The sequence below is a fragment of the Synechocystis sp. IPPAS B-1465 genome (assembly GCF_003015225.1).
Lineage (GTDB): Bacteria > Cyanobacteriota > Cyanobacteriia > Cyanobacteriales > Microcystaceae > Synechocystis.
The window spans coordinates 440,587-462,026 of the sequence record NZ_CP028094.1 but is presented as its reverse complement, the minus strand read 5'-3'; the positions used below and the strand labels follow the sequence as shown (position 1 = coordinate 462,026).

Genomic DNA, 21,440 nt, shown 5'->3' with positions numbered 1-21,440 from the left:
GGAAACTCAACAGCGGCTAGGATAGTAAAAAGCCCATTTGCTTAATCTTGTTTAGAGTGGATTGCCATGAATCTAGTCAGCCTCGAAAGTTTTTTAGACAATACTGCCTTCCTTGTGCTTTTGCTGACCATGTTTGCCTACTGGGTAGCGGTGGTATTTCCCAAACCATGGTTAGTGCAGGGGGCCAGTGGGGCCATGGCGATCGCCAATTTGACTATTACAGCCCTGTTGGGAGCTCGGTGGCTAGAAGCGGGTTATTTTCCCATCAGTAATCTTTACGAATCCTTGTTTTTCCTGGCGTGGGGCATCACGGCGGTGCATTTCATTGCCGAGCGCATGAGCCAAAGTCGTTTTGTTGGGGCAGTCACCAGCCCGATCGCCTTGGGAATTGTGGCCTTTGCTGCCCTGACTTTGCCGGTCGATATGCAACAATCTGCCCCCCTTGTGCCGGCGTTGAAGTCCAATTGGTTGATGATGCACGTCAGTGTGATGATGGTCAGTTATGCCACCCTCATGGTGGGTTCCCTATTGGCGATCGCCTTTTTGTTTGTTACCAGGGGCCAGGCGGTGGAACTCCGGGGTAGTTCCGTGGGCACTGGGGGATTTCGGCAAGGATTGGTGAAAGGTAATAATCTCAATCCGGTGGGGAATCTAAATCCTGCCCTAGAAGGAGTAAGTGGTAACTCGGGCAATGTGGCCGTGTTGGAAAAAACTACCTCTACCCCTGCCATCACCCTTTCTCCCCAACGGCTTACCCTGGCGGACACCTTGGACAATATTAGTTATCGCATTATTGGCCTGGGCTTTCCCCTGCTCACCATTGGCATTATTGCCGGGGCCGTCTGGGCCAACGAAGCTTGGGGTTCCTACTGGAGTTGGGATCCCAAGGAAACCTGGGCCCTAATCACCTGGCTAGTATTTGCCGCCTATCTCCATGCCCGCATTACCAAAGGTTGGCAAGGCCGCAAGCCCGCTATTTTGGCCGCCAGCGGTTTTACGGTGGTTTGGATTTGTTACCTAGGGGTCAACTTGTTGGGTAAAGGTCTCCATTCCTATGGTTGGTTTTTATAGTTTTTCACAACCTAAGACTTCCTTCCAAAAATCCATAGGGCGGTGGAAGCTTAGCTATTTTTACCATTTTGTTTTGCCACTCAAATATTTACTTAAGGTGAGGTAAAAACTCATCTTTTTTTTACTAAAAATTGCGGCTAGAAATGTAATTTCGGCAATCCCCCCACCTTCTTTCCTGAAAACCGAATCTAACCTGGAAGGGGAAATTTTAAGATAGAACCATTCAAGGGTAATCAATTCCTTCCACACATCAGGAGTTAACATTATGTCTCTCATTCTTTACAATCCCCTGCGGGAAATGGATAATTTCCAGCAGCAGATGAACCAACTGTTTGAAGAAGTTTTTGTCCCTACGGACCGCCACGGCGATCGCCAAGGGTTTAATCCTAAAGCAGAACTAACTGAAACTGAAGAAGCCTATGTGCTCAAACTAGAATTACCTGGCATGGACCCCGATAATTTGGACATCCAAGCCGCCAGGGATGCGGTGACCGTCAGCGGCGATCGCCAGGATACCCATAGCACCGAAAAAGATGGGGTGCGGCGCACAGAGTTCCGCTATGGCAGTTTCCGCCGGGTTATTCCTGTACCTGGAGCAATCCAAAACACAGAAGTTAAAGCTAATTACGATGCCGGTATCCTAACTTTGACTTTGCCCAAAGTAGAGGAAGCCAAAAATAAAGTGGTGAAAGTTCAGCTTTCCTAATAAATGATCAATATTTGATCAGATCTTTGCTCCTGACCCTAGATGATCAAAATCGCTTTTCCAATGGATGAAAAGCCCTGGTTTGACCAGGTTCCAGCCAATCGATAATTAATTTTTGCCGAGCTCCCGTTGTTAATCAATGGGGGCTTTGCTTTAGCCAAAAGCTTCTACTTTCTGTAAAAATTCCTGGGTTAATTTAATAAAAGCTTTTGAACCCGCCGTATTGGGCATGGAGGTAACCACCGGCATAAAGCTATCCACTGCCTTAGCCACATTGACATCCATGGGAATGGACTGCTGAAAAAGTTGTCCCGGGGTGAAATCCGTTTGTACCCGCCGCATTACCTGGTTATAGTAGCGACTCATCAAACCGCCGCCGGACAGAATAAACACCACTCCGATCAGATTGATATTCAGGGGATCATCGGAGGCCTTATGGCTTTCCTTCAGTTTCTCAATTCTTCTTTCCAGTAACTGCATCCCCACCACCGATAGGGGTTCAGGACGAGCCGGCAACAGATAAAAGTCGCTGGCCGCAATGCCACTGCGGGTCAACAGATTATAACCAGGGGCACAGTCGAGGATGACAAAATCATATTCCTCCAGCACTGGCGCCAGCATTTCCTTAATTAACGTACCCTCAAATTTATTCCACACCGTCTCAAAGTTAGGATTTTCCGTGGCGATCGCCGCTTGGTGGAGTTTTTCCGACACCAGATACTCGTCATAAAGTTCAATATCCCCCGGAATCAGTTCTAAACCCTCAATTTGGCAAATTTCTGGGCAAATAATATCAAAAATATCCAATTTACTGTAGGGATTCGGCTGGATGGCATTGGCCAACAGATAGCTCAAGGTTTTGCCCTTTTTGCGAATTGCAGCAAAATCATGGGGAGCCATTAAGCTCAAAGTGGCACTAATTTGGGAATCCAAGTCCAGCACCAAAACCCGTTTTTGAAAATATTTAGCCAGACAGGTGGCCAAGTTAACAGTCAGAGTGGTTTTACCGACTCCGCCCTTCATATTGACGGTGCTAATGATTTTGGCCATGGAAATGAGGTTATTTTAAAGACTGCAAGCAATGTTAAGGCCCCAGGGAACAGGCAAAAGTAACCCTTCTAGCAGATCGTTGGCATCCAGCCCAAGTTCCATCTCCCTCGCACTCGTGGAAAACGGAACTCTGAAGCAGTCCAGCCGAATGATCAGTAAATCTTACATGAATGTTAAGAAATTCGTATTTTGTTGACCATTCCTTGACATGATCTTGAAAAACCGTAAAAATGGATACAGAAAGTAAATCGTTCATCTTCTCTTTTTGAAGAAGACGGAAGTAGGGATATATTCCTGAAGGAACGCGCCTCCTCTACCTTCAATAACAATTAGGAGCGCACTATGCAATTAAGTTACCGTGGAGTCAAGTACGACTACAATCCCCCCAAAGTGGAAACCGAAGTTTTGGGGCTAGCGGGCAGCTACCGTGGTTTGGACTATCGTTTCCGCCGCACCACCACCAAGAACGTCATTCAGCCCAACGTCAATCTAACTTATCGGGGAGTTTCCTTTAACCCCGCCCAGGATCTACAGCCCGAACTGTACACTGCCAACAAAAAGGTGGAAGTCGCTGCGGCTCCCAGCCAAATTTCCTTCCAGGACCGGGTCCGGGCCCGCCTGCACAGCAAAACCCAGGCAATTAAAAAACGCCAACAATCCCTGTTAGTGCGTTTGGCTGAAGAAATTGGTTTAAGTGGTGACCAAGCTGTCAACAGCGCTGTCCGCATCCAAGGCAAAGTTTTGGCTAATTTTCGTTCTGACTATGCCAGTCAAGGCGTGGCCATGAGCTAATCTAGTTTGACTTTAAGGGCATAAATTAGTTAATCTTACCTACTAACTAGTCGCCTCAATTATTTATTTCCCCCTTGAGCACCATGCCTAGGGGGAATTATTTTGCCCATTTACTCATTCATATTGCGGTAGGTAGCCACGGCAGAGGGAGAAATACTATTCAGATAACGGAAGATCCAATATTTAAAGACCGTATCTAAAATTACCGGGAAAGTTGCGATAAAAAGAAAGTTAAAATCTTGATTTTCCGGCAAACCAAAATGACGGGCGATACTAGCCAAAATTACTTCCCAACCGTGGGGAGAGTGAAAACCAACAAACATATCGGTAAAGAGAATAATCAAGAATGCCTTAGCCGAGTCACTCAAGCCATAGACAATTTCGTCAATAAATTCTTTTAAAACTTCAATTTCCCGTTGACTATTGACCAAAACAAGTGAAAAGGCCACCAGGGAAAAAATATCAGCAAAAATATTGGCGATCGCATTGGTGCTAACCCGACGGTAACTTTCGGAAATTTCTTTGGCTTTCTCCGCCAGTTTTTCTTCCTTAGCTTCGGGGGAAAGTTTTTCGCCAAAACCTAACAATTCTCGAAAACGCAGAGATTCTTCAAAATGACTCAATTCCTCATAGGCTTCTGTCTCCATACTCTGGTTAATAAAAACAACCTCACTATTACGCTCAAAAAATGATTCCACCGAAGGCAAAAGAAAAAATGTTTTAGTCAATTGATGGGCCAGCAGGGGCACAATAATTAAGGTTAAAACAAACTTAATTGAGAGGGCAGTTTTATAGCGAGAATTGCGATATTGTTTGAGCACCTTTTGCTCAGTGTCACTGGACTGGGGGTCCATTTCCCGCTTCAGACGGTCGATGGTACGCAAGAAGGAACGGGGCAAAACGCCAGATTTTTGGGTGGCAGTATCTACTTTTTGTTGGGTATCTTCCCGCCGAATATATTGAAAACCGTCCCGGCGCTTTTTGTTGATTTGCCGTTGTTTATTAGCAGTTATGGCGGGTAAATCCAGAACGCCCCCATTGGCAATTTGCTTGGGGGGACTAACCTGGGGCAGTTCACCGTCATAGCGTTGCAATATGTCATCAATGAATTGCAATTGATTGAGAACATATTCCGTTTGTGGATCCTGTTTAACTGCTGGATCTAGGCTCAGAATTTTGACGAATTCTTGGTCGCTGTTGAGGTGGTAAATTTCCTGCTCTATTTTCCTCAGATGCCGCTGAATTTGGTTGGCAAAATAGGTGACAGTGTCGGCACTATAATCACAATTTTCTGGCCCTATTTTTTTGCCTTGGAAGTATTGATCTTCAATTTCTTTTATTTTTAGGGCAGACCGGAAGGCTTGCTCCAAGGATTTTTGTGAAGATCTGCCAAACCACTGGGTTGCCCCTTGCCACCAATTTGTTAAATCCATTGACTGATGATTGGGTAAAAAAACAGCTAAGATATTGTTTGATAAGGTTGTCTGATAAAGTTTTAGTTTTCTTTCAAGCTACCCAAACTACGGTGGCCCAGGGTTCGATCCGTAAGGTTTTGGGATTGAGCAATACAGGAAATCTTAGCAGAACCAACGGGAACTATCAGGGGTAAAAGATTTGGCAGAAATAATCTGGCTAGAAGGGCGATCGCTCAGTGGCAAAACCCATCGATTAACCCAGTTATATGGCCAGTGGTGGCGAAGTTTGAAATCTGACCGGGTTTTGGATCAACCAACATTAGCTTTGGTATTGGCGGCCAATGGCCAAACCCGATGGCGCTTAAGCCGCAGTTTAGAGCGGGCGATCGGCGGCGATGCACCGGTAATGGGCAAAACCCCCCTGGGACTGATGAGGGAGGACGTGCATTTATTTTGGCCCCTATTGCTAGAGGCAGGGATCAGCAAGCAACTTTTCCCCACCCAGTTACGACCGGAAACGGAACAATGGTTGGCGATGGAGCAATGGCAAAACCAATACCCAGGCCGGGATAGTTCCTTAAATGCAGCCCAGAGGTCCAGGTTAGTTCGTAACCTATTGGATTTGGGTCAGTTGGCGGGGGCAGCGGGTTGGACCGATCGCCAGGTGCTGGAACGATTAACGGCAGGGGAAATCCGGGTAACCCCAGGGGAGATTAGTGCAGAAGAGGCGATTGCCTTTTGGCAACATTGGCGGCAATGGTGTTTGGCCAGGGGATTTTTAACCTATGGGCTGATTTTTCATTGTTATGGTCAATATTTACTGAAAAAGCCCCAATATCAACAATATTTATGCCAACGCTACGACGCAATTTTTGCCGATGACGTGGACGACTATCCGGCGATCGCCGTGGATTTGTTTAATCAGTTGCAGTCCCATTGTTCCTGGGCTGTATTTAGCTTTAATCCCGACGGTCAGGTGCGCTTGGGGTTGAATGCCGATCCCAATGCGTTGGCGATATTAGCCCAAGGAGCCAAGGTGGAACGGTTGGAACGACCAACGGGCATGGCCCCCCAGTTATCGACCCAGGTGTTGAACCTGCTCAAAGACCCCCGATCGCCAGACATACTGCCTCCCCAAGTGCAGGCCTTACAAACTTTTTCCCGGGCCCAACTACTACGGCAAACGGCCGATCAGATCATTGCGGCGGTTCACCAAGGAGAAATCAAGCCCCAGGACATTGCCATCATCGCCCCTGGTCTGGACGAAATTGCCCGCTATAGTTTTTTAGAAATTTTTAACAAAGCCGGCATCGACATTATCGCCCTCAATGAGCAACGACCCCTCAGCAGTGCCCCCTTAATTCGCAGTTTATTAACTCTGTTAGCCCTGGTGTATGACCTGGGGGAATGGGCCCGCCGGGAACAGGTGGCGGAAATGTTGGTGATGCTGAGTGAGAGACGCTCTGGAGGTCAAATCAAGCTGGCGATCGATCCTGTGCGGGCAGGGCTACTGGCAGACACTTGCTATGCCATTAATCCCCAAGCCCCGGCCCTGATGCCCATAGAGCAATATCCCCGCTGGGATCGTTTTGGTTACCAAGCCAGTCAAGCCTATGGCGCTCTACGGGATTGGTTAAGCAAGCAAAAACAAGCCCTGGCCCAGGAGACTTTATCGCCGGTCACAATGCTGGACAGAGCCATTCGTGAACAACTGCCCCCGGAACATCAACTCGCCTACGGGGAATTGGCTTCTCTGCGGGAATTGATGGAAACTCTCCAGCACTTTTGGCGGGTACAGGGCAAACTCCAGAGCAATGCTGGCCATGGCGGAGAAAGTCTGCCCCAGATCCGGGAAAAGCTGGCCCTATTTTTGCAACTACTTGGTCAAGGCACGGTTACCGCCCAACCCCGACCAGACATTCCCGACTGGTTACCCCCACCGCCGGCCATTACCCTGGCGACTATTTACCAATACCGTTCACTCCGTAGCCAACACCGCTGGCACTTTTGGCTTGATGCTGGCGATCGCCTCTGGGAAATGGGGGGAGCATCCCAATTGTTTGGATCGCCTCTATTGCTGCGCCATCGAGAGCCCAAACCCTGGACAGAACCGGAACAATTGCAATGGGACCAGGAACGCTTTGAGCGCATTGTGCGGGATTTATTGGCCAGGGTGACGGAAAAATTAGTACTCTGTCACAGTGAAATTAGTGTGCGGGGCACAGAGCAAGTGGGCAGACTGTTAAATATTATTCAACGGGCGGAAAATTTATCTGTTTAGATTTTGTCCCGGACATTACCAATGGCAATGGTACGGGAATGTGTTTGACAACTTTTAAAATTTAAACCATTACCCGTTACCCGTTGAAAAGTTATCGGTTCTAGATCGTGTTTAGAAAGTTTTATTCTGCCCCCTAAATTTCTTCACTAAAGCTCCGGTAATACTGGGGGATTTCACTCAGTTTTCCCCCAAATTTTTTTTGGGGGGTCAGGGGGGTTTTCAAACAGATTCTTAAGCCTAGTCAAAGTCAAAACAATAATGGATTTTAATGGGCTGGGGCAGGATAAATTTTGACTACCAAAGGGGAGGTAATAATGGTGGTAATGATGGCCATAATCACAAACATAGTGAAAATCACCGGGGAAATTACACCTAGTTTGAGACCCACATTGAGAATAATTAATTCCGTCAAGCCCCTCGTGTTCATCAGCCAGCCCAAGGCCTTGGCCTCTTGCTTTTCCACCCCTAATGCCCTGGTGGTCACATAAACCCCGCAATATTTACCGGCGATCGCCGCTGCCACCACTAAAGCACACACCGCCCAGAGATAAGGCTTATTGAGTAAACCAAGGTCTGTACTTAATCCACTATAGGCAAAGAAAATAGGCAAAAGAAATGTGGAAACAAAATCCTCGGTTTTAGTGGCTAATTCCGTGCTTAGATTTGTATTTTTTGGTAAAATTGCCCCTAAAATAAATCCACCAAAAATTACGTCAATACCAATCCATTCCGTCAGCATAGCGGAAAGAATTACCATGATATAAATAAAAGTTAATAGACCCTGGCTGAGATAATTTTTTTGACCATAATTGCGGAGAATATACTTAAAAAATTTTCTCCCTAGAGTGACCATGAAGACAGTGTAGACAATAATACCCAAGAGGGTAGGAAATGCACCGAAAATGTTATCCGTACGGGTCACCGCAATGGCGATCGCCAACAGACACCAAGCACTAATGTCATCCACCGAAGCACAGGTCAGCCCCAAAGTCCCCAGGGGAGTTTTATCCAAACCAGTGTCCTTTAAAATACGAGCCAGTACTGGAAAGGCCGTAATCGACATGGCCGCGCCAATGAAAAGGGCAAAGGGAATAAAGCTGGTTTTATTGGGTTGATTGAGGGAATAGAGGACAAAAAAAGACAGCACTATACCCAGTACAAATGGAAAGAAAATACTAACATTAGAAGTTAGAATAGCAACCTTTAATTTTTGCCGTAGATATTGGGGGTTAAGCTCCAAACCCACCAAAAACATATAAAAAATTAAGCCAATTTCCGAGAGTAAATACAGAAATGGCTGGGTAGTGGCAGGGAAAAAACTTTTTTCTAGGGCCGGGGACAATAGACCGAGGAGAGAAGGGCCCAGCATAATTCCTGCAATAATTTCTCCGATCACAGGGGGCTGTTGAAAACGGGCAAACAGCAATCCAATCAGGCGAGCTAAGCCAATAATTACAATGATATTGGCAAGAATTAGCAGTAAAGTATTGGTGTCCATCGTTGTGATGCCCCATCTAGGTTTTGATTTCCCAAAATTTGCTTGGAAAACACAATATCCCGCCAAAAGGACAATATACCAGATACGAAAGTGGATGTTGACCTACTTCCCTGGTTGATCAGATCCAGTCTGCATAGGGAAAGGAGCAGTTCCCTTTTACGTCAGTTACTACAGGTCATAGTAATTATCCCTAATTTCGTGTAGCCTAGGATTTTAATCACAGAAAAACTGGAACTCTAGCCAGGTCAAAAGATTAAAATTAGTTTAGTGATTTTCTGATTATTCCTGGCCCTAGACCGCGGCCATTTCCCGCAAGTTGGTCTTGACTTTCAGTAATAAATCCTGGGGTAAAAAAGGCTTGGATAAGTTATCATTCACCCCAGACATTTTGGCCCTGATATTATGAACCAAATTGTCATTTTCCACCATTAATACAATCGGCACTTGCTTAAGCTGGGGAGATTTGCGACAGAGGGAAGCCAATTGGTAGCCATCCATTTTCTCCATGTCAGCATTAATCAAAATTAAATCAGGATTTTGACCTTGGAGGGAAGCCAAAGCCTTAAATGGGTCGGTGATGGTATTAACTCGATAACCGCTTTTTTCCAATGTATATTCGACAATGTGCTGATGGACTTGATTTTCGTCCACAGTAACCACTAAGGGGCGGTTATCAATGGCAATTTCTTGGTAGGGAAGCATGGTGATATCCCCTGCTTTGATTAGGTTCCGCATGGCGATCGCCAACTGGAGAGTGCTCAGTTTAGTGGCACTGGCAATGTCATAAAGACAGTGTAAATTTTCTAAATTTTGTTGAAAAACTTTCCAAAATTCTTCCGTGGTTTGAAAATTAGCTTTCGTTAGAACTCCCCGTAATTTCCGCATATCCTGCACTAAAGGCCGTTGAAAAGGAGAATTGATTTCCGAGCGCAACTCCCACCAATAGTCGACTTTCTTCTCGATGGGACCCACAGCCTGCTCTAAATTTAGGTTTAAGAAAAGATGTCTGAGCTTGTTATTAGGCTCCAATTTATATTCAGTTTTGGGTAGGGAAAGGGCTTGAACCAAAGCTTCCTGGGTAAACTGAGTCAACACTGACCGAGTTTGCTGAAAAGAAAAATATTTTCTCTTCCATAAATCACAGATATAGTTGTAGTCACTTTCCAATCCAGTCGGTAGTTGGAGATGACTATGCTGGAACAATTTACCCAACATATAATTTAGGCGCTTACCATTGCCCACCGCACTATTAGCAAAATGAATCTTGCCGTTACCCAGGTAAATTTGCCAATCAACAAATTCATCAAAGGGATTACGGATCACCAGTTGACCAGTGAATTTATCCGCTGTTAACTGTTCTAACAACTCCCGAGGAATTGCTCGTTTAGCCCCATTATCTTGGAATTTTTGGAGCCCAGGACTCTGTAATTTATCGGCCATGGCACGATCCTCAAAAAAAGGCAAGATCAAAGCAGTCATAGTAATTTTAAGTTATAAACTAATATTGATATGGCTAGATATGAACAAAGGAGTCGATGGCCGCAATTTTGCCAGCCTAAAGCCTAATAGGAGGCGATCGCCCGGCTCAAAGTTTTAGCAGAACAACAATGGTGGAGATAGTGGGTCATCTTGTCTTCACTTAAGGGACAACTGAAGAAAAAACCCTGGAGTACATCACACCGTAAAGATTGCAGTAAATGGAGTTGGCCTTCCGTTTCTACGCCCTCCGCCACCACCACCAACTGTAAACGCTGACCGAGGTTGATAATGCTTTCGATAATAACTTCCGCCTTTTGGTGCGTCTCCAGATCCTCTAAAAAAGATTTGTCAATTTTTAGCGTGTGGACAGGAAGTTCCTTCAGCACGGACAGGGAAGAGTAACCAGTGCCAAAATCGTCGATCGCCAAATGCACTCCCAGTCGTTGGAGATCCCGGAGCACCCCAATAGTGTGCTGCAAATCTCGAAAAATTAATCCTTCGGTCATCTCCAACTGCAGTTGGGCTGCGGGCATGTTCGTTTCCTCCAGAATGCACCGGACTGTCTCGGCAAAGTCAGCTTTTTGCAACTGTTGCAAGGACAAATTCACGCCCAACAAAAAGGCCGGTACCCCCTGGGCTTGCCAAATTTTATATTGACGACAAGCCGTGTCCAACACCCACTCCCCAATGGCTGTCACCAGTCCCGTTTCCTCAGCTATGGGAATGAATTCTGCGGGAGGCACATTGCCCAACTTGGGATCTTGCCAACGGACTAGGGCCTCTACCCCCACCAAATTAATTCCCTGCCCATCCCATTGGGGTTGAAAATCAAGCCTGAATCCACCCTCAGTAACCGCTTTAGTTAGGGCCCACTTAATATATTGCTTACGATCCGAAGAACTATTGCTCTCCTCTGGGACGACGGGAGGGGCAGTCCCATGCTGAGAAAAACCATTCTCAGATAGGGACCGGGGAAAGCGTGGAAATATAAACATAGATCTTCCAGGATTCGATAGGGATGACTCCGGGGGAGGAGAAAACCTTAAGATTTTCTTAAGACTTTACACCAAGATTCTTAAGAGATTATTAAGTCACTGTTAAGAATTGTAACAAATTCAAGGGCGCGGGGCAATGGATTGATAATCAGCGCTGACGGGGAGATACATCATTGCGACTTATACTCGTTTGTCAATTTTGATTAACTTAAGTTGAGGCTAACTAACTAACCCTTAACTATCCGTAACATTTGACACCATTGGTCCACAATTTGGAGATATACATGCACAAATCGTTTTTGTGTTTGCGTTATCCGCAATTCTGTATTGAACTACGGACAATATCTCCAGTAAGGGGCAGTGGCCAATGAAATGAGTCGGTTTCATTGGTTGAAATAATGATTTACCGAATTTAAATTGGTTTTATCCTATCCATTGTCGGTGGTCATGGTCAGTATCGGATGACACACTGAAAAGTGAAATAGTCAGGGCAAGGCCATATATTCTCTCCATGGCACTGATAAGAATTAGGCTTGGTAAAGACGCAAAATGCCTTACTAGTAAGATTTATAGCCGCTAGAATTAGTCCAAACTTTGCCTAACTTAAAGGAACTTAATAAAACACTTTACCTAGCTTTATACGCCTGAATCCACCCAAGATTGATTTTAGGTATCTGGTTTTTTTCCATCACTTCTCATCAATGCTTTTCAGTTTCCAGGGCAATAGTCTTAACTTCTGGGGTGATGAGTTCGGGAGGTAAGGGGGCAGTTAATTTTATGGCCTGTTGGGTATGGAGATGGAGAAAACCCAATTGGTAACTATGGAGGGTGTAGCCGCCATCACTGGGCCGGGCAGTTCGGCAATTGATGGGGACTCCACCGGGGCCGTAGAGGCGATCGCCAAGTAAGGGATAGCCTAAACTAGCCAAATGGATGCGAATTTGGTGGGGGCGACCAGTGCGAATTTCCACTTCTAGCCAGGTTTTTTCCGGGGAGCGGGCTAAAATGCGACCGTAACTTTGGGCTGGTTTGCCGTGGGAGCTAGCGGCGTAGATATATCCCAGTTGGGGGTAGGGAATTTTCCCGATCGCCTGGTGGCATTCAAATTTTTCTGGCAAATCACAGGGGCCAATCACGGTGCGGTAAATTTTGCGGCAAATATGCTCCCGAAATTGACGGCTGAGTTCCCGTCGACCCAGGGTAGAACGACCAAGCAATAAAAGTCCCGAAGTGCCAGTGCCCAAACGGTGGAGGGGAAACAAGGACTCCTGGGGATATTGGATTTTTAGTTGTTCCAAAACGGTGTGGTAGACAAAATCTCCCCCCGGTAATACCGGCAATCCTGAGGGTTTATCAATGGCCCAGAGGTCTTCGTCTCGATGCAAAACTGATAATTGCAAAGGTACTTCCGGCTCCACCCAGGGCGATCGCCAATAGGTGAGGGTCTGCCCCGCTTGCAAAGGATAGGTGGGGTCAACGGTCTTGCCATCCACTTCAATCTGCCCCTGCTCAATCCGTTCCTGCCAAGCTTGGCGCTCGGAGTGGAGATAGCGTTGGGAGTAGAAGTCCAGCACTGTCTGGCCAGCGGCTTTAGGGTTGACTCGGTCAGTGTAAATCCAGCCTTGATTGGGCTTGGGGGTTGTTGATGGCAATATTTTTCAGCTCCTTGCAACGATTTAGTCAGAATCTAGTTTTAATTGATTTTTGTCTATCAAAACTTGTCTAGCCATTTATTTTACTCTGGCTGAGTTCACTCAGCGTTACGCAGAAAATCCAGCCATAAATTGGCGGTCAATATAGTCCTTAAGTCGCCACCAACAGTGGCCGTAACTAGCCCAGGGCCCCCAAAGGGCGATCGCCCTACCATCCCTCGTACCCAATAAACTCAAATATTTAGATTGAGGAACAAAAGTTTTAAGTGTCTGGTGGGAAAGATAGTGCTGTAGATTTTCAAACAATGGCTTGCCTTGGCGCACAGCAAACACCCCCGCCTTAGGCCGTGGATGATCGATCATATTGGCCACATCCCCCGCCGCGAAAATATGCCCATGGGAATAGCTTTGCAACGTTGGTTTAACTGACACAAAGCCCCGGCTATCTAGGCTTAAACCGGATTGGGCTAACCACGGGGCTGGGCTAGCTTGGGTAACTAAAAATACAGCATTGACTGACTGCCAATGGTCATTACTCCAAAGTTTGTAACAGGTTAATGGATTGTCATCGGGGGAAAACTCAGGCTCAATGCTGGTGACAGGGTGATTTAGTAACACGGCAATGTTTTGCTTTACCAACAATCTCTCAATCAGTTTTCTGCCCTGGACACTATGGTGTGGTAAAAGGATCGCGCCCCGTTGCCAAATTTGCATATCTAACCCCATGGCGGGGAAAAGCTTTGCCAAACGAGCTTGCAGATTGAAAGCTAACTCTACTCCCCCCGCTCCTCCCCCGGCGATCGCCAAAGTTACTTTTTTCGGTCGATTCTGGTCAATGTTCTCCAATAAAGCCAGCCAAGCAGTTAAAAATTGGGGCACTGGTTTAGCGGGAATGCCATACTCCGCCCCGACAATATCATCTATGAACGGAGTACTACCAATGTCAAGGGAAAGGCAATCAAAGCTTAATTGTCTCCCCTCGGCAGTGGTTAATAAATTCTGCTCCGGGTTAACGGCGATCGCCTTATCTTGCACAAAAATTGCTCCGGCTGAAGCACAGAGGGGAGCTAAATCAATGTGACTTTCGCCGTAGGAGTAAAAACCAGCTAAATACCCCGGCAACATACCGGAATAGGGGGTTTGTCTAACGTCACTGACAAGGGTTAATTCCACATCAGCCAGGGGGTGGCGACACCAATGTTTGAGCACCAAAGCATTGCTATGGCCTCCCCCCACCAGTAATAGTTTTTTGGCCATGGGTTTGCTTATGAGAGTCTGTTTTAAATGCCCCCCTAGCCCCCCAAGTTTGGGGGGAAAGTATTAAAAGTCCCCCAGTATTGGGGGATTTAGGGGGCAAAATACAACTTTGCAAACAAGCTATAAGAGCTTGGGGTTAAATTTCTGCCACCGCACGCTCAATTAAACGGTGGGCCAAGGTTTGAATGCCCGTATGCTCGTAGTAATTGGTGGACATATCAATGAAGGCGGCCAGGTAATCCATTTTGTCCTCCGTCACCTCCATGAAATTCCGCAGTTTCCCCAGCAACTTCTCCCGCGTAAGCTGGCGATCGCCGACAAAACTGGTCATCCAGCCCTGTACAGATCCAAAACTTTCACCGATAAAATCCAGTTGACTGCTGGTGCTATTGCCGGGAATGAGGGGCTTAATTTTCTCAAAGGTCTTATTCTGCTCCAACTCCTTGGGGGTCAACTTTTCCAAAAAGTCCATGGTAGTTAGAACAAAGCTGGGGCCAAAGGGAATAATGCCATCAAAGCTAATCAGGGCCGCCATGCGAATTAAGGACTCACCGCTGTAATCCGTCAGGGAACGCACAAAATCGCCAATGCTATTGCCGGGAATACCGTTAATTTGGCAGAAGGCCACCAGTTCCGCCACCAACTTAATGGACAGGTCAATGGCCTGGGCTTTTTGGGGATTAGGGGTAATTTTGTTTAAAAAACCGAGGAAATTAACACTTTCCCCCACCTTATTAGCCAAGGCCGCCGCCCCCAACGCACTGTCGGTGGAGTCCACAGTTTGGTAAAGCCAAAGGGCATTTTGATAACCCTGGGACTTATCGTTAAACAGCCACACTGCCCGATCGCCAATTTGTTTAACCAGAGCAGGATCCGTTTCCCCAGTCACCTTTTTGATCGTATTTTCAAAACCGACCAAATTTTCCCATTGCCCCGGCACGACAAAATCGAGGGAATTGAGCAACATCACCGTTAACCCGCCCGTAGGCAGGTCATCCACTAACTTAAAGATTGGCTTACTCACGGGAAAAACTCCTATTTAATCGCTTGACTATGGTGGGGCAACTTTACAAACAGTTTTAATTTCTGGCACTCAAATTTTCTAGCCCCTTGAGGTCAAATCGACCCAACCAAGCTTCCCGGTCCTGGGGCGTAAAAGACGGCGATCGGGACAAAACCTTGACCTGATAACGATCGCCCACCAATAGGGCAGTAGCAGTGGAACCCTGTTGCACCACGGGAAAACCGTCAATAGCCTGGGTACTAGCCTTAAATTTATTCGCCGCAGTGGGATTATTTTTGACGTCATTGATGGACATCACCGCCACATCTTGACCATTTTGCTTGAGCTTAATTTCCGCAAAGCCTTGTTTTTCCTGGGCAAAAACCCGCTCATATTCCCCTTCAGCTTGGGGGAAAAAGACGTTAAATTCTCCTCCCTTGGTGGATTCCTTTGTGACCGCATCGGCGCCCCGTTGGGTACTCTCCTGTTGGGCCTGGTCAAATTGGGAAGGGGGTTGACTAGCGCAGGCGGCGGTGCCAAACCAGAGTAGGCCCAGCACCAGGGCCAGGGAAAGGAAACGGGTGAGTCTTTTTCTCATGGTTTAGGGAAGTAAACGTCGACAGCAAAGGGAAAATGATAGACAGGAAGCGAGGTTGGCCGGAGTCGAACCGGCGGCCCAGCGCTTAGGAGGCGCTTGCTCTATCCGTCTGAGCTACAACCTCAGGTCAACGATTTATTCTGCCATATCCCCTAAATCATACCCTGAGCGGTGAAACCGGCCCCCGGTCAATTTCCCTGGTAGGGTACAATTCTTAATTGGCTTAGCTTTGTTTAATTTACAACCCGCCTGTCTTGGACAACGAGGGCCCGACCGGCACCCAGGGGCGTTTAGGATTGAGTGCAGTGGATTTATTTCAAACTTTTCAGACCCATAATCCTGTTATTGGCGTTGTACACCTCCTACCATTGCCAACTTCGGCCCGTTGGGGAGGCAATCTCACCGCCGTCATTGAGCGAGCGGAACAAGAAGCCACGGCCCTTGCCGCTGGGGGGGTGGATGGCATTATTGTGGAAAACTTTTTCGATGCCCCTTTTCCCAAACAAAGGGTAGATCCAGCGGTGGTCAGCGCCATGACCTTAATTGTCGATCGCCTGCAAAATTTGGTGGTGGCCCCGGTGGGCATCAACGTTCTGCGTAACGATGCCCATAGTGCCTTGGCGATCGCCAGTTGCGTGGGGGCAAAATTTATCCGGGTTAATGTGCTCACGGGGGTGATGGCCACGGATCAAGGTTTAATCGAAGGCAACGCCCATGAACTATTGCGCTATCGGCGGGAATTGAGCAGTGATGTGGCCATTTTGGCCGATGTGCTGGTTAAACACGCCCGACCCTTGGGTACGCCTAATTTAACCACCGCTGTTACCGACACCATTGAGCGGGGCTTGGCCGATGGCATTATTCTCTCTGGCTGGGCCACCGGCAGTCCTCCTAATTTGGAAGATCTGGAGTTAGCTACCAACGCCGCCAAGGGCACTCCAGTTTTCATTGGCAGTGGGGCAGACGAGGACAATATTGGTCAGTTAATCCAGGCGGCCAATGGGGTGATTGTGGCCAGTTCCCTCAAACGTCACGGCAATATTAACGAAGCCATTGACCCCATCCGGGTGTCCGCTTTCATTGAAGCCATGGCCGAGGGTTTAAAGTCCAAGCCTAGTAAATCCACCGTGGTGGATGCCCCTGCTGGAACAAAATCAGTGGTTTGTTGATGATTTTGTCGTTTAATTGCAAAATTTTGCTGGATTTGGCCAAAAGAGTTGCCTTTGTGTCAATTTGAGGGGCAAATATGGCAAAAATCTCCTTTTTTCCTATCTAAGTTAAACAGATGCAACAAGCTTCCCCCACGGCGATCGCCAGAATTTTGGATGCCAATTTGAACCGGGCCCGGGAAGGGTTGCGGACGGTGGAGGAATGGTGTCGTTTTGCCCTGGAAAATCGGGAACTGGCGGAGGAATGTAAACAACTGCGGCAAGCTTTGGCTCCTTGGCACCAGGATGATCTGCGGGCGGCCCGGGACACCCCTAATGATGTGGGCACCCAGTTGACCCATGCCCAGGAAGCTCTGCGTACTGATGTGCGAGCTCTGTTACAAGCCAATCTCTGTCGGGTAGAAGAGGCGTTAAGGGTGCTGGAGGAGTACGGCAAACTGCGAGACCCGGCCATGGGAGCCTGTTGTAAGCAGTTACGCTATCGGGTTTATGCCTTGGAAAGTGGGTTGTTGGGATCCAAATTAGTACAAAGATTGCAACAATGTTCCCTTTACCTAGTCACTTCTCCCCAGGAAAATCTGCTAGCTACAGTGGAAGCGGCTCTGCAAGGGGGATTAAAGTTAGTCCAGTACCGGGATAAAGATGCGGAGGATCAGTTACGGTGGCAACGGGCTAAGGATTTACGGGAATTGTGCCGACAGTATGAAGCGCTGTTTCTAGTCAACGACCGGGTCGATTTAGCCCTAGCGGTGGATGCCGATGGGGTGCATTTGGGACAGCAGGATTTACCCATAGCGGTGGCTCGTCAACTATTGGGCCCTGATAAAATCATTGGTCGCTCCACCACCAATCCAGAAGAAATGGCCAAGGCGATCGCCGAAGGAGCAGACTACATTGGCGTGGGCCCTGTCTATGCCACTCCTACTAAAGCTGGGAAAAAACCCGCTGGTTTGGAGTATGTGCAGTATGCGGTCACCAACTCTCCGGTCCCTTGGTTTGCCATTGGCGGCATTGACGGGGAGAACTTAGGGGAAGTAATGGAGGCCGGGGCAACCCAGGTGGCGATCGTCCGGGCCATCATGGAGACCACCAATCCCACCCAGGCCACAGCGCAACTGTTAACCCAACTAAGCAGGATAAATCCTTAGGCGACGGTTGGGTTCATCGCCAAAGCTATCCGACTGCAAACGGTAATGTTCCACCAGTTCATGTTGCATTTTCCGCACATGGGGCGATCGGGGTAGCAGCTCCACCGGTTGCCCTGTGGGAATGACAATTTGCTCCACAGCTAACCTGGCTTCCTCCAGCGCTTCCAATTCGTCGTTACTGCCACTGCGGGTGAACAAACGTAGATCCGCCGCTTCGGCTTTGTGGGGTTCATCCATGCCCAAAATCCGTTTCAGGGCCCGGCTAATTTGGGGAATGGTGTTGGATTTAACCCCATAAATAGGCACCTGGATGCCCTTGGCCATCTGTCGTAATTTTTGGTTGCCCTTGACGTGGGAACGCAGGGCTAACACTGCATCGGCCTGGTGTACATCCTTGGTAACCGCCACCGGTAATTGCAAGATATCAATCACCTGGTCTAACTGCGATCGCCCGACGCCATAGGGATAAACATAAACCGGTAAATCTTCGCCGTTGGGCCCCGGCACCCGGATCTTTGGTTCATCATCTCCTTCCCACTGTTGCCAGGACTGCTCCAGTAACCGCTCAAAATCTCGCACTTGGTCAGCGTTGGCATGGAGGGGAGCTTGGGGTTTCATCCGCCCAGTGGAACGTAAACCCGTAGGTCTTGGGCGCAACTGTCGATCGTCCACTAAACCCAAGGAAAAATAGGGAGGGGGTTGGGGCGTTCTTTCCTGGGGCTGGGCTTCCACCGTTTCGATTTGTAGCTCCCCTTGCTCATTCATATACCGCAACTGTTCCACCGGAGGCCGGCCCCGCAACAGATTATCAATGGTCAAGGCCACATCGCTGTGGATAGTCCATTTTTGCCGCTCCAACATCTCCACCGCCATGGAAAAAGTCGGGGGAGCTTTCCTTTCCAGCACAGTTTTTTGGGAACCCCGCCGCCGGGCTTCCTCATCCCCAAGAGTCACTGCTTGGATACCCCCCACCAGGTCGGAAAGGGTGGGATTTTTAATCAAATTTTCTAGACGGTTACCGTGGGCTGTGCCCACCAACTGCACTCCCCGTTCGGCAATGGTGCGGGCAGCTAAAGCTTCCAATTCCGTACCAATTTCGTCGATGACGATCACTTCCGGCATATGGTTTTCCACTGCCTCAATCATCACCTGATGTTGCAGTTCTGGCCTAGCCACCTGCATTCTCCGGGCCCGACCGATCGCCGGATGGGGAATGTCCCCGTCCCCAGCAATTTCGTTGGAAGTGTCGATGATCACCACCCGTTTGTGCAAATCATCCGCTAGTACCCGGGCAATTTCCCGTAGGGCAGTGGTTTTTCCCACCCCCGGTCGCCCGAGCAGCAGTAACGATTCCCCTGTTTCCACCAGGTCTTGGATGAGGTTAATGGTGCCGAACACCGCCCGGCCTACCCGACAGGTCAAGCCGATAATTTCGTTGGTGCGGTTGCGGATGGCACTGATGCGGTGCAGGGTCCTTTCAATGCCAGCCCGGTTATCACTGCTAAATAGCCCTACCCGGTCAATGGCGTACTGTAAATCCTCCTTGGCGATCGGTTCATGGCCCAAATAGACTGCAGTGCCGGGAAAACGTGCTTCCGGTAAGCGCCCTAGGTCCATGACTACTTCCACTAACTGTTGCCGCTGGGGGTGTTCGGCGATGATGGCTTGGATGGGTTTGGGCAGAATACTTAATAATTGTTCGAGGTCGTCAACGGGGTAATCCTGATGGGCCAGGCTAAGTTCCGACATTATGATGGTAAGGGCTGGGTTTATAGAATTTTCTAATTACCTACGAAGATAACAAAGGAATCTCCAGAATTGGCATAATTTCTGGGAAAATCAACTAGTAATGTTGAAGGGTAGTGATTCCCACCGTAGTCAAAGAAAATCTTAATCAGGAATCGCCCCAAACCAAGGGGACTAAAAATGAAAACTACCACACACAGCAGGGCTATGGGCCAATCAGCTTCTGGCGATCGCCGGGGTTTGTCGAGATCTTTGCTGAACAAATTGATGGCGGTGGGCATGGGATTGACCTTGGCTAGTTTCAGTATGGCCCCCGCCTTTGCCCAAACCCTGAGCGAAAAAATTGTCGCCATGGAAAAAGCCCGGGAACAGGAGTTTGCCGCCTATTTTGGTGAAAGTCTGGCCGAAGTGACCCAAACCCCAGAAGATATTGCCCTTACTCTGCAGAAAATCACGGCAGAAACCGGCAAAAAACCAGCAGTGTTGTGGATTATTCCGGAAAAAGAATTTTTACATTTAGTACTAGTCACCCCTGACCTAGACCCCATTGTGGTGGATTTGCATGACGTACCGGAGGCGGTATTAAGGCCTGTGGTGTCAACTTTTCAGCGGGAATTGCAACTCTCCCAAACCGTCAATCGCCGGGAGGCATCCCAGCAATTGTACCAATGGATTATTGCCCCCTATGCTGAAACCCTAGAAGCCCAAGGCATTGACACCCTGCTCTTTTGTCTGGGCAATGGGGTGCGGGGTTTACCCATGGCGGCCCTATTTGATGGGGAGGAATATCTCCTGGAGAAATATAGCCTGACCAACATTCCGGCTTTCAATTTAATTGACAGTAACTATAAACCACTCCAGCCCGGCAATATTTTGGCCATGGGGGCATCGGAGTTTGCTGACCAAAGTCCTTTGCCGGCAGTGCCAGTGGAATTGGAAAATATTGTCTGGGAAATGGCAATCAATCGTCCGGCGGCAGACCGTTGGCAGGCAGAAACCTTCCTCAACCAGGATTTTACGGTCGATCGCCTGCAAAAGGAGCTAGAGCAAAAACGTCCCAGCATTGTTCATTTAGCCACCCATTCTTCCTTCCGCTCCGGTAAACCAGCCAACTCCTATATCGAATTTTGGAACGATAAATTGGCTTTAAACAAAGTCAGTCAAATAAATTGGCAATCTTCAGCGGTGGAATTATTGGTGCTCAGTGCTTGCCAAACCGCCCTCGGGGACGACCAAGCGGAACTGGGTTTTGCTGGCCTAGCCCTCAAAGCCGGGGTTAAATCGGCCGTCGCCAGTTTTTGGAACGTAGACGATGCTGCTACCCTAGTGCTGATGACTGAGTTCTACCGTCAATTGGGTCAAACTTCCACCAAGGCCGAAGCCCTGCGCCAAGCCCAACTGAAAATGCTCCGAGGAGAATTAACTGCTGGACTGGAACAATCGGGCATTTCCCGGGGGGCGATCGCCTTACCCCCATCCCTAATCAATCTGGGGCAAACGAATTTTTCGGCTCCTTACTACTGGGCATCCTTCACTATGCTTAGTAGTCCTTGGTAACTATTTAGTAAGCATCTTAGTGA

Annotated in this window: 18 protein-coding genes, 1 tRNA gene and 1 riboswitch; of the genes, 7 read left to right on the top strand and 12 right to left on the bottom strand. The window is 48.1% G+C overall.

Translation table 11 applies throughout. The features are described from left to right. The first annotated feature begins 66 nt into the window (after positions 1–66). A complete protein-coding gene (gene ccsB / locus C7I86_RS02195) occupies positions 67–1,071 on the top strand; it encodes a c-type cytochrome biogenesis protein CcsB (RefSeq protein WP_010871625.1) in 1,005 nt (334 codons plus the stop codon). 60 nt (positions 1,072–1,131) lie between these two features. Here the strand turns inward: ccsB and C7I86_RS02190 are convergent, their stop codons facing one another. After that, positions 1,132–1,335 carry a hypothetical protein gene (locus C7I86_RS02190; protein WP_041425770.1) on the bottom strand — a complete coding sequence of 68 codons (204 nt, stop codon included), beginning with the start codon at positions 1,333–1,335 and terminating at the stop codon, positions 1,132–1,134. 1 nt (position 1,336) lies between these two features. Between C7I86_RS02190 and C7I86_RS02185 the strand changes: the two genes are divergently transcribed. After that, positions 1,337–1,777: an Hsp20/alpha crystallin family protein gene (locus tag C7I86_RS02185; RefSeq protein ID WP_010871624.1), complete on the top strand. Its 441-nt coding sequence runs from the start codon at positions 1,337–1,339 to the stop codon at positions 1,775–1,777. Between the two features lie 153 nt (positions 1,778–1,930). Here C7I86_RS02185 and C7I86_RS02180 read toward each other — a convergent pair whose 3' ends face one another. After that, positions 1,931–2,827 (bottom strand): ParA family protein, encoded by an 897-nt coding sequence (locus tag C7I86_RS02180; RefSeq protein WP_010871623.1) that lies wholly within the window; start codon positions 2,825–2,827, stop codon positions 1,931–1,933. Positions 2,828–3,074: 247 nt separating this feature from the next. Next, a riboswitch (Glutamine riboswitch) is annotated at positions 3,075–3,136 on the top strand. Positions 3,137–3,169: 33 nt separating this feature from the next. On the opposite strand from C7I86_RS02180, the gene C7I86_RS02175 reads away from it, so the two are divergent. Then, positions 3,170–3,619 (top strand): DUF4278 domain-containing protein, encoded by a 450-nt coding sequence (locus C7I86_RS02175; protein ID WP_010871622.1) that lies wholly within the window; start codon positions 3,170–3,172, stop codon positions 3,617–3,619. 110 nt (positions 3,620–3,729) lie between these two features. Here the strand turns inward: C7I86_RS02175 and C7I86_RS02170 are convergent, their stop codons facing one another. Next, entirely contained in the window at positions 3,730–5,052 is a 1,323-nt protein-coding gene (locus tag C7I86_RS02170) for a proton extrusion protein PcxA (protein ID WP_010871621.1), read from the bottom strand. Between the two features lie 181 nt (positions 5,053–5,233). Between C7I86_RS02170 and C7I86_RS02165 the strand changes: the two genes are divergently transcribed. After that, positions 5,234–7,315: a hypothetical protein gene (locus C7I86_RS02165; protein ID WP_020861439.1), complete on the top strand. Its 2,082-nt coding sequence runs from the start codon at positions 5,234–5,236 to the stop codon at positions 7,313–7,315. 265 nt (positions 7,316–7,580) lie between these two features. Here C7I86_RS02165 and C7I86_RS02160 read toward each other — a convergent pair whose 3' ends face one another. From C7I86_RS02160 to C7I86_RS02125, 8 genes are all read right to left on the bottom strand, one after another. Continuing rightward, positions 7,581–8,813: a cation:proton antiporter gene (locus C7I86_RS02160; RefSeq protein WP_010871619.1), complete on the bottom strand. Its 1,233-nt coding sequence runs from the start codon at positions 8,811–8,813 to the stop codon at positions 7,581–7,583. Between the two features lie 291 nt (positions 8,814–9,104). Beyond that, positions 9,105–10,292: a response regulator gene (locus C7I86_RS02155; protein WP_010871618.1), complete on the bottom strand. Its 1,188-nt coding sequence runs from the start codon at positions 10,290–10,292 to the stop codon at positions 9,105–9,107. Between the two features lie 83 nt (positions 10,293–10,375). Next, positions 10,376–11,287 (bottom strand): bifunctional diguanylate cyclase/phosphodiesterase, encoded by a 912-nt coding sequence (locus tag C7I86_RS02150; protein WP_010871617.1) that lies wholly within the window; start codon positions 11,285–11,287, stop codon positions 10,376–10,378. Positions 11,288–11,985: 698 nt separating this feature from the next. Then, a complete protein-coding gene (locus C7I86_RS02145) occupies positions 11,986–12,939 on the bottom strand; it encodes an RluA family pseudouridine synthase (RefSeq protein WP_020861436.1) in 954 nt (317 codons plus the stop codon). A 108-nt stretch (positions 12,940–13,047) separates the two neighbouring features. Next, positions 13,048–14,196, bottom strand: a complete 1,149-nt coding sequence (locus C7I86_RS02140) for an FAD-dependent oxidoreductase (RefSeq protein ID WP_010871615.1) — start codon at positions 14,194–14,196, stop codon at positions 13,048–13,050. Positions 14,197–14,332: 136 nt separating this feature from the next. Next, entirely contained in the window at positions 14,333–15,220 is an 888-nt protein-coding gene (locus C7I86_RS02135; RefSeq protein ID WP_010871614.1) for a hypothetical protein, read from the bottom strand. A gap of 55 nt (positions 15,221–15,275) precedes the next feature. Continuing rightward, positions 15,276–15,797: a hypothetical protein gene (locus C7I86_RS02130; RefSeq protein ID WP_010871613.1), complete on the bottom strand. Its 522-nt coding sequence runs from the start codon at positions 15,795–15,797 to the stop codon at positions 15,276–15,278. 50 nt (positions 15,798–15,847) lie between these two features. Then, positions 15,848–15,921 (bottom strand) — tRNA-Arg (locus tag C7I86_RS02125). 181 nt (positions 15,922–16,102) lie between these two features. Here C7I86_RS02125 and btpA point away from each other — a divergent pair. Together btpA and C7I86_RS02115 are read left to right on the top strand one after the other, a co-directional pair. Continuing rightward, positions 16,103–16,966, top strand: a complete 864-nt coding sequence (btpA, locus tag C7I86_RS02120) for a photosystem I biogenesis protein BtpA (protein ID WP_010871612.1) — start codon at positions 16,103–16,105, stop codon at positions 16,964–16,966. 116 nt (positions 16,967–17,082) lie between these two features. After that, complete coding sequence (locus tag C7I86_RS02115; RefSeq protein ID WP_010871611.1) at positions 17,083–18,114, top strand: thiamine phosphate synthase; 1,032 nt, start codon at positions 17,083–17,085, stop codon at positions 18,112–18,114. Here the strand turns inward: C7I86_RS02115 and C7I86_RS02110 are convergent. Continuing rightward, the gene (locus C7I86_RS02110) at positions 18,094–19,863 is read right to left on the bottom strand and encodes a R3H domain-containing nucleic acid-binding protein (protein ID WP_010871610.1); all 1,770 of its coding nucleotides are present in this window, start codon (positions 19,861–19,863) and stop codon (positions 18,094–18,096) included. The genes C7I86_RS02115 and C7I86_RS02110 overlap by 21 nt on opposite strands. A gap of 177 nt (positions 19,864–20,040) precedes the next feature. Between C7I86_RS02110 and C7I86_RS02105 the strand changes: the two genes are divergently transcribed. Beyond that, the gene (locus C7I86_RS02105) at positions 20,041–21,417 is read left to right on the top strand and encodes a CHAT domain-containing protein (RefSeq protein WP_010871609.1); all 1,377 of its coding nucleotides are present in this window, start codon (positions 20,041–20,043) and stop codon (positions 21,415–21,417) included. Positions 21,418–21,440 lie beyond the last annotated feature (23 nt).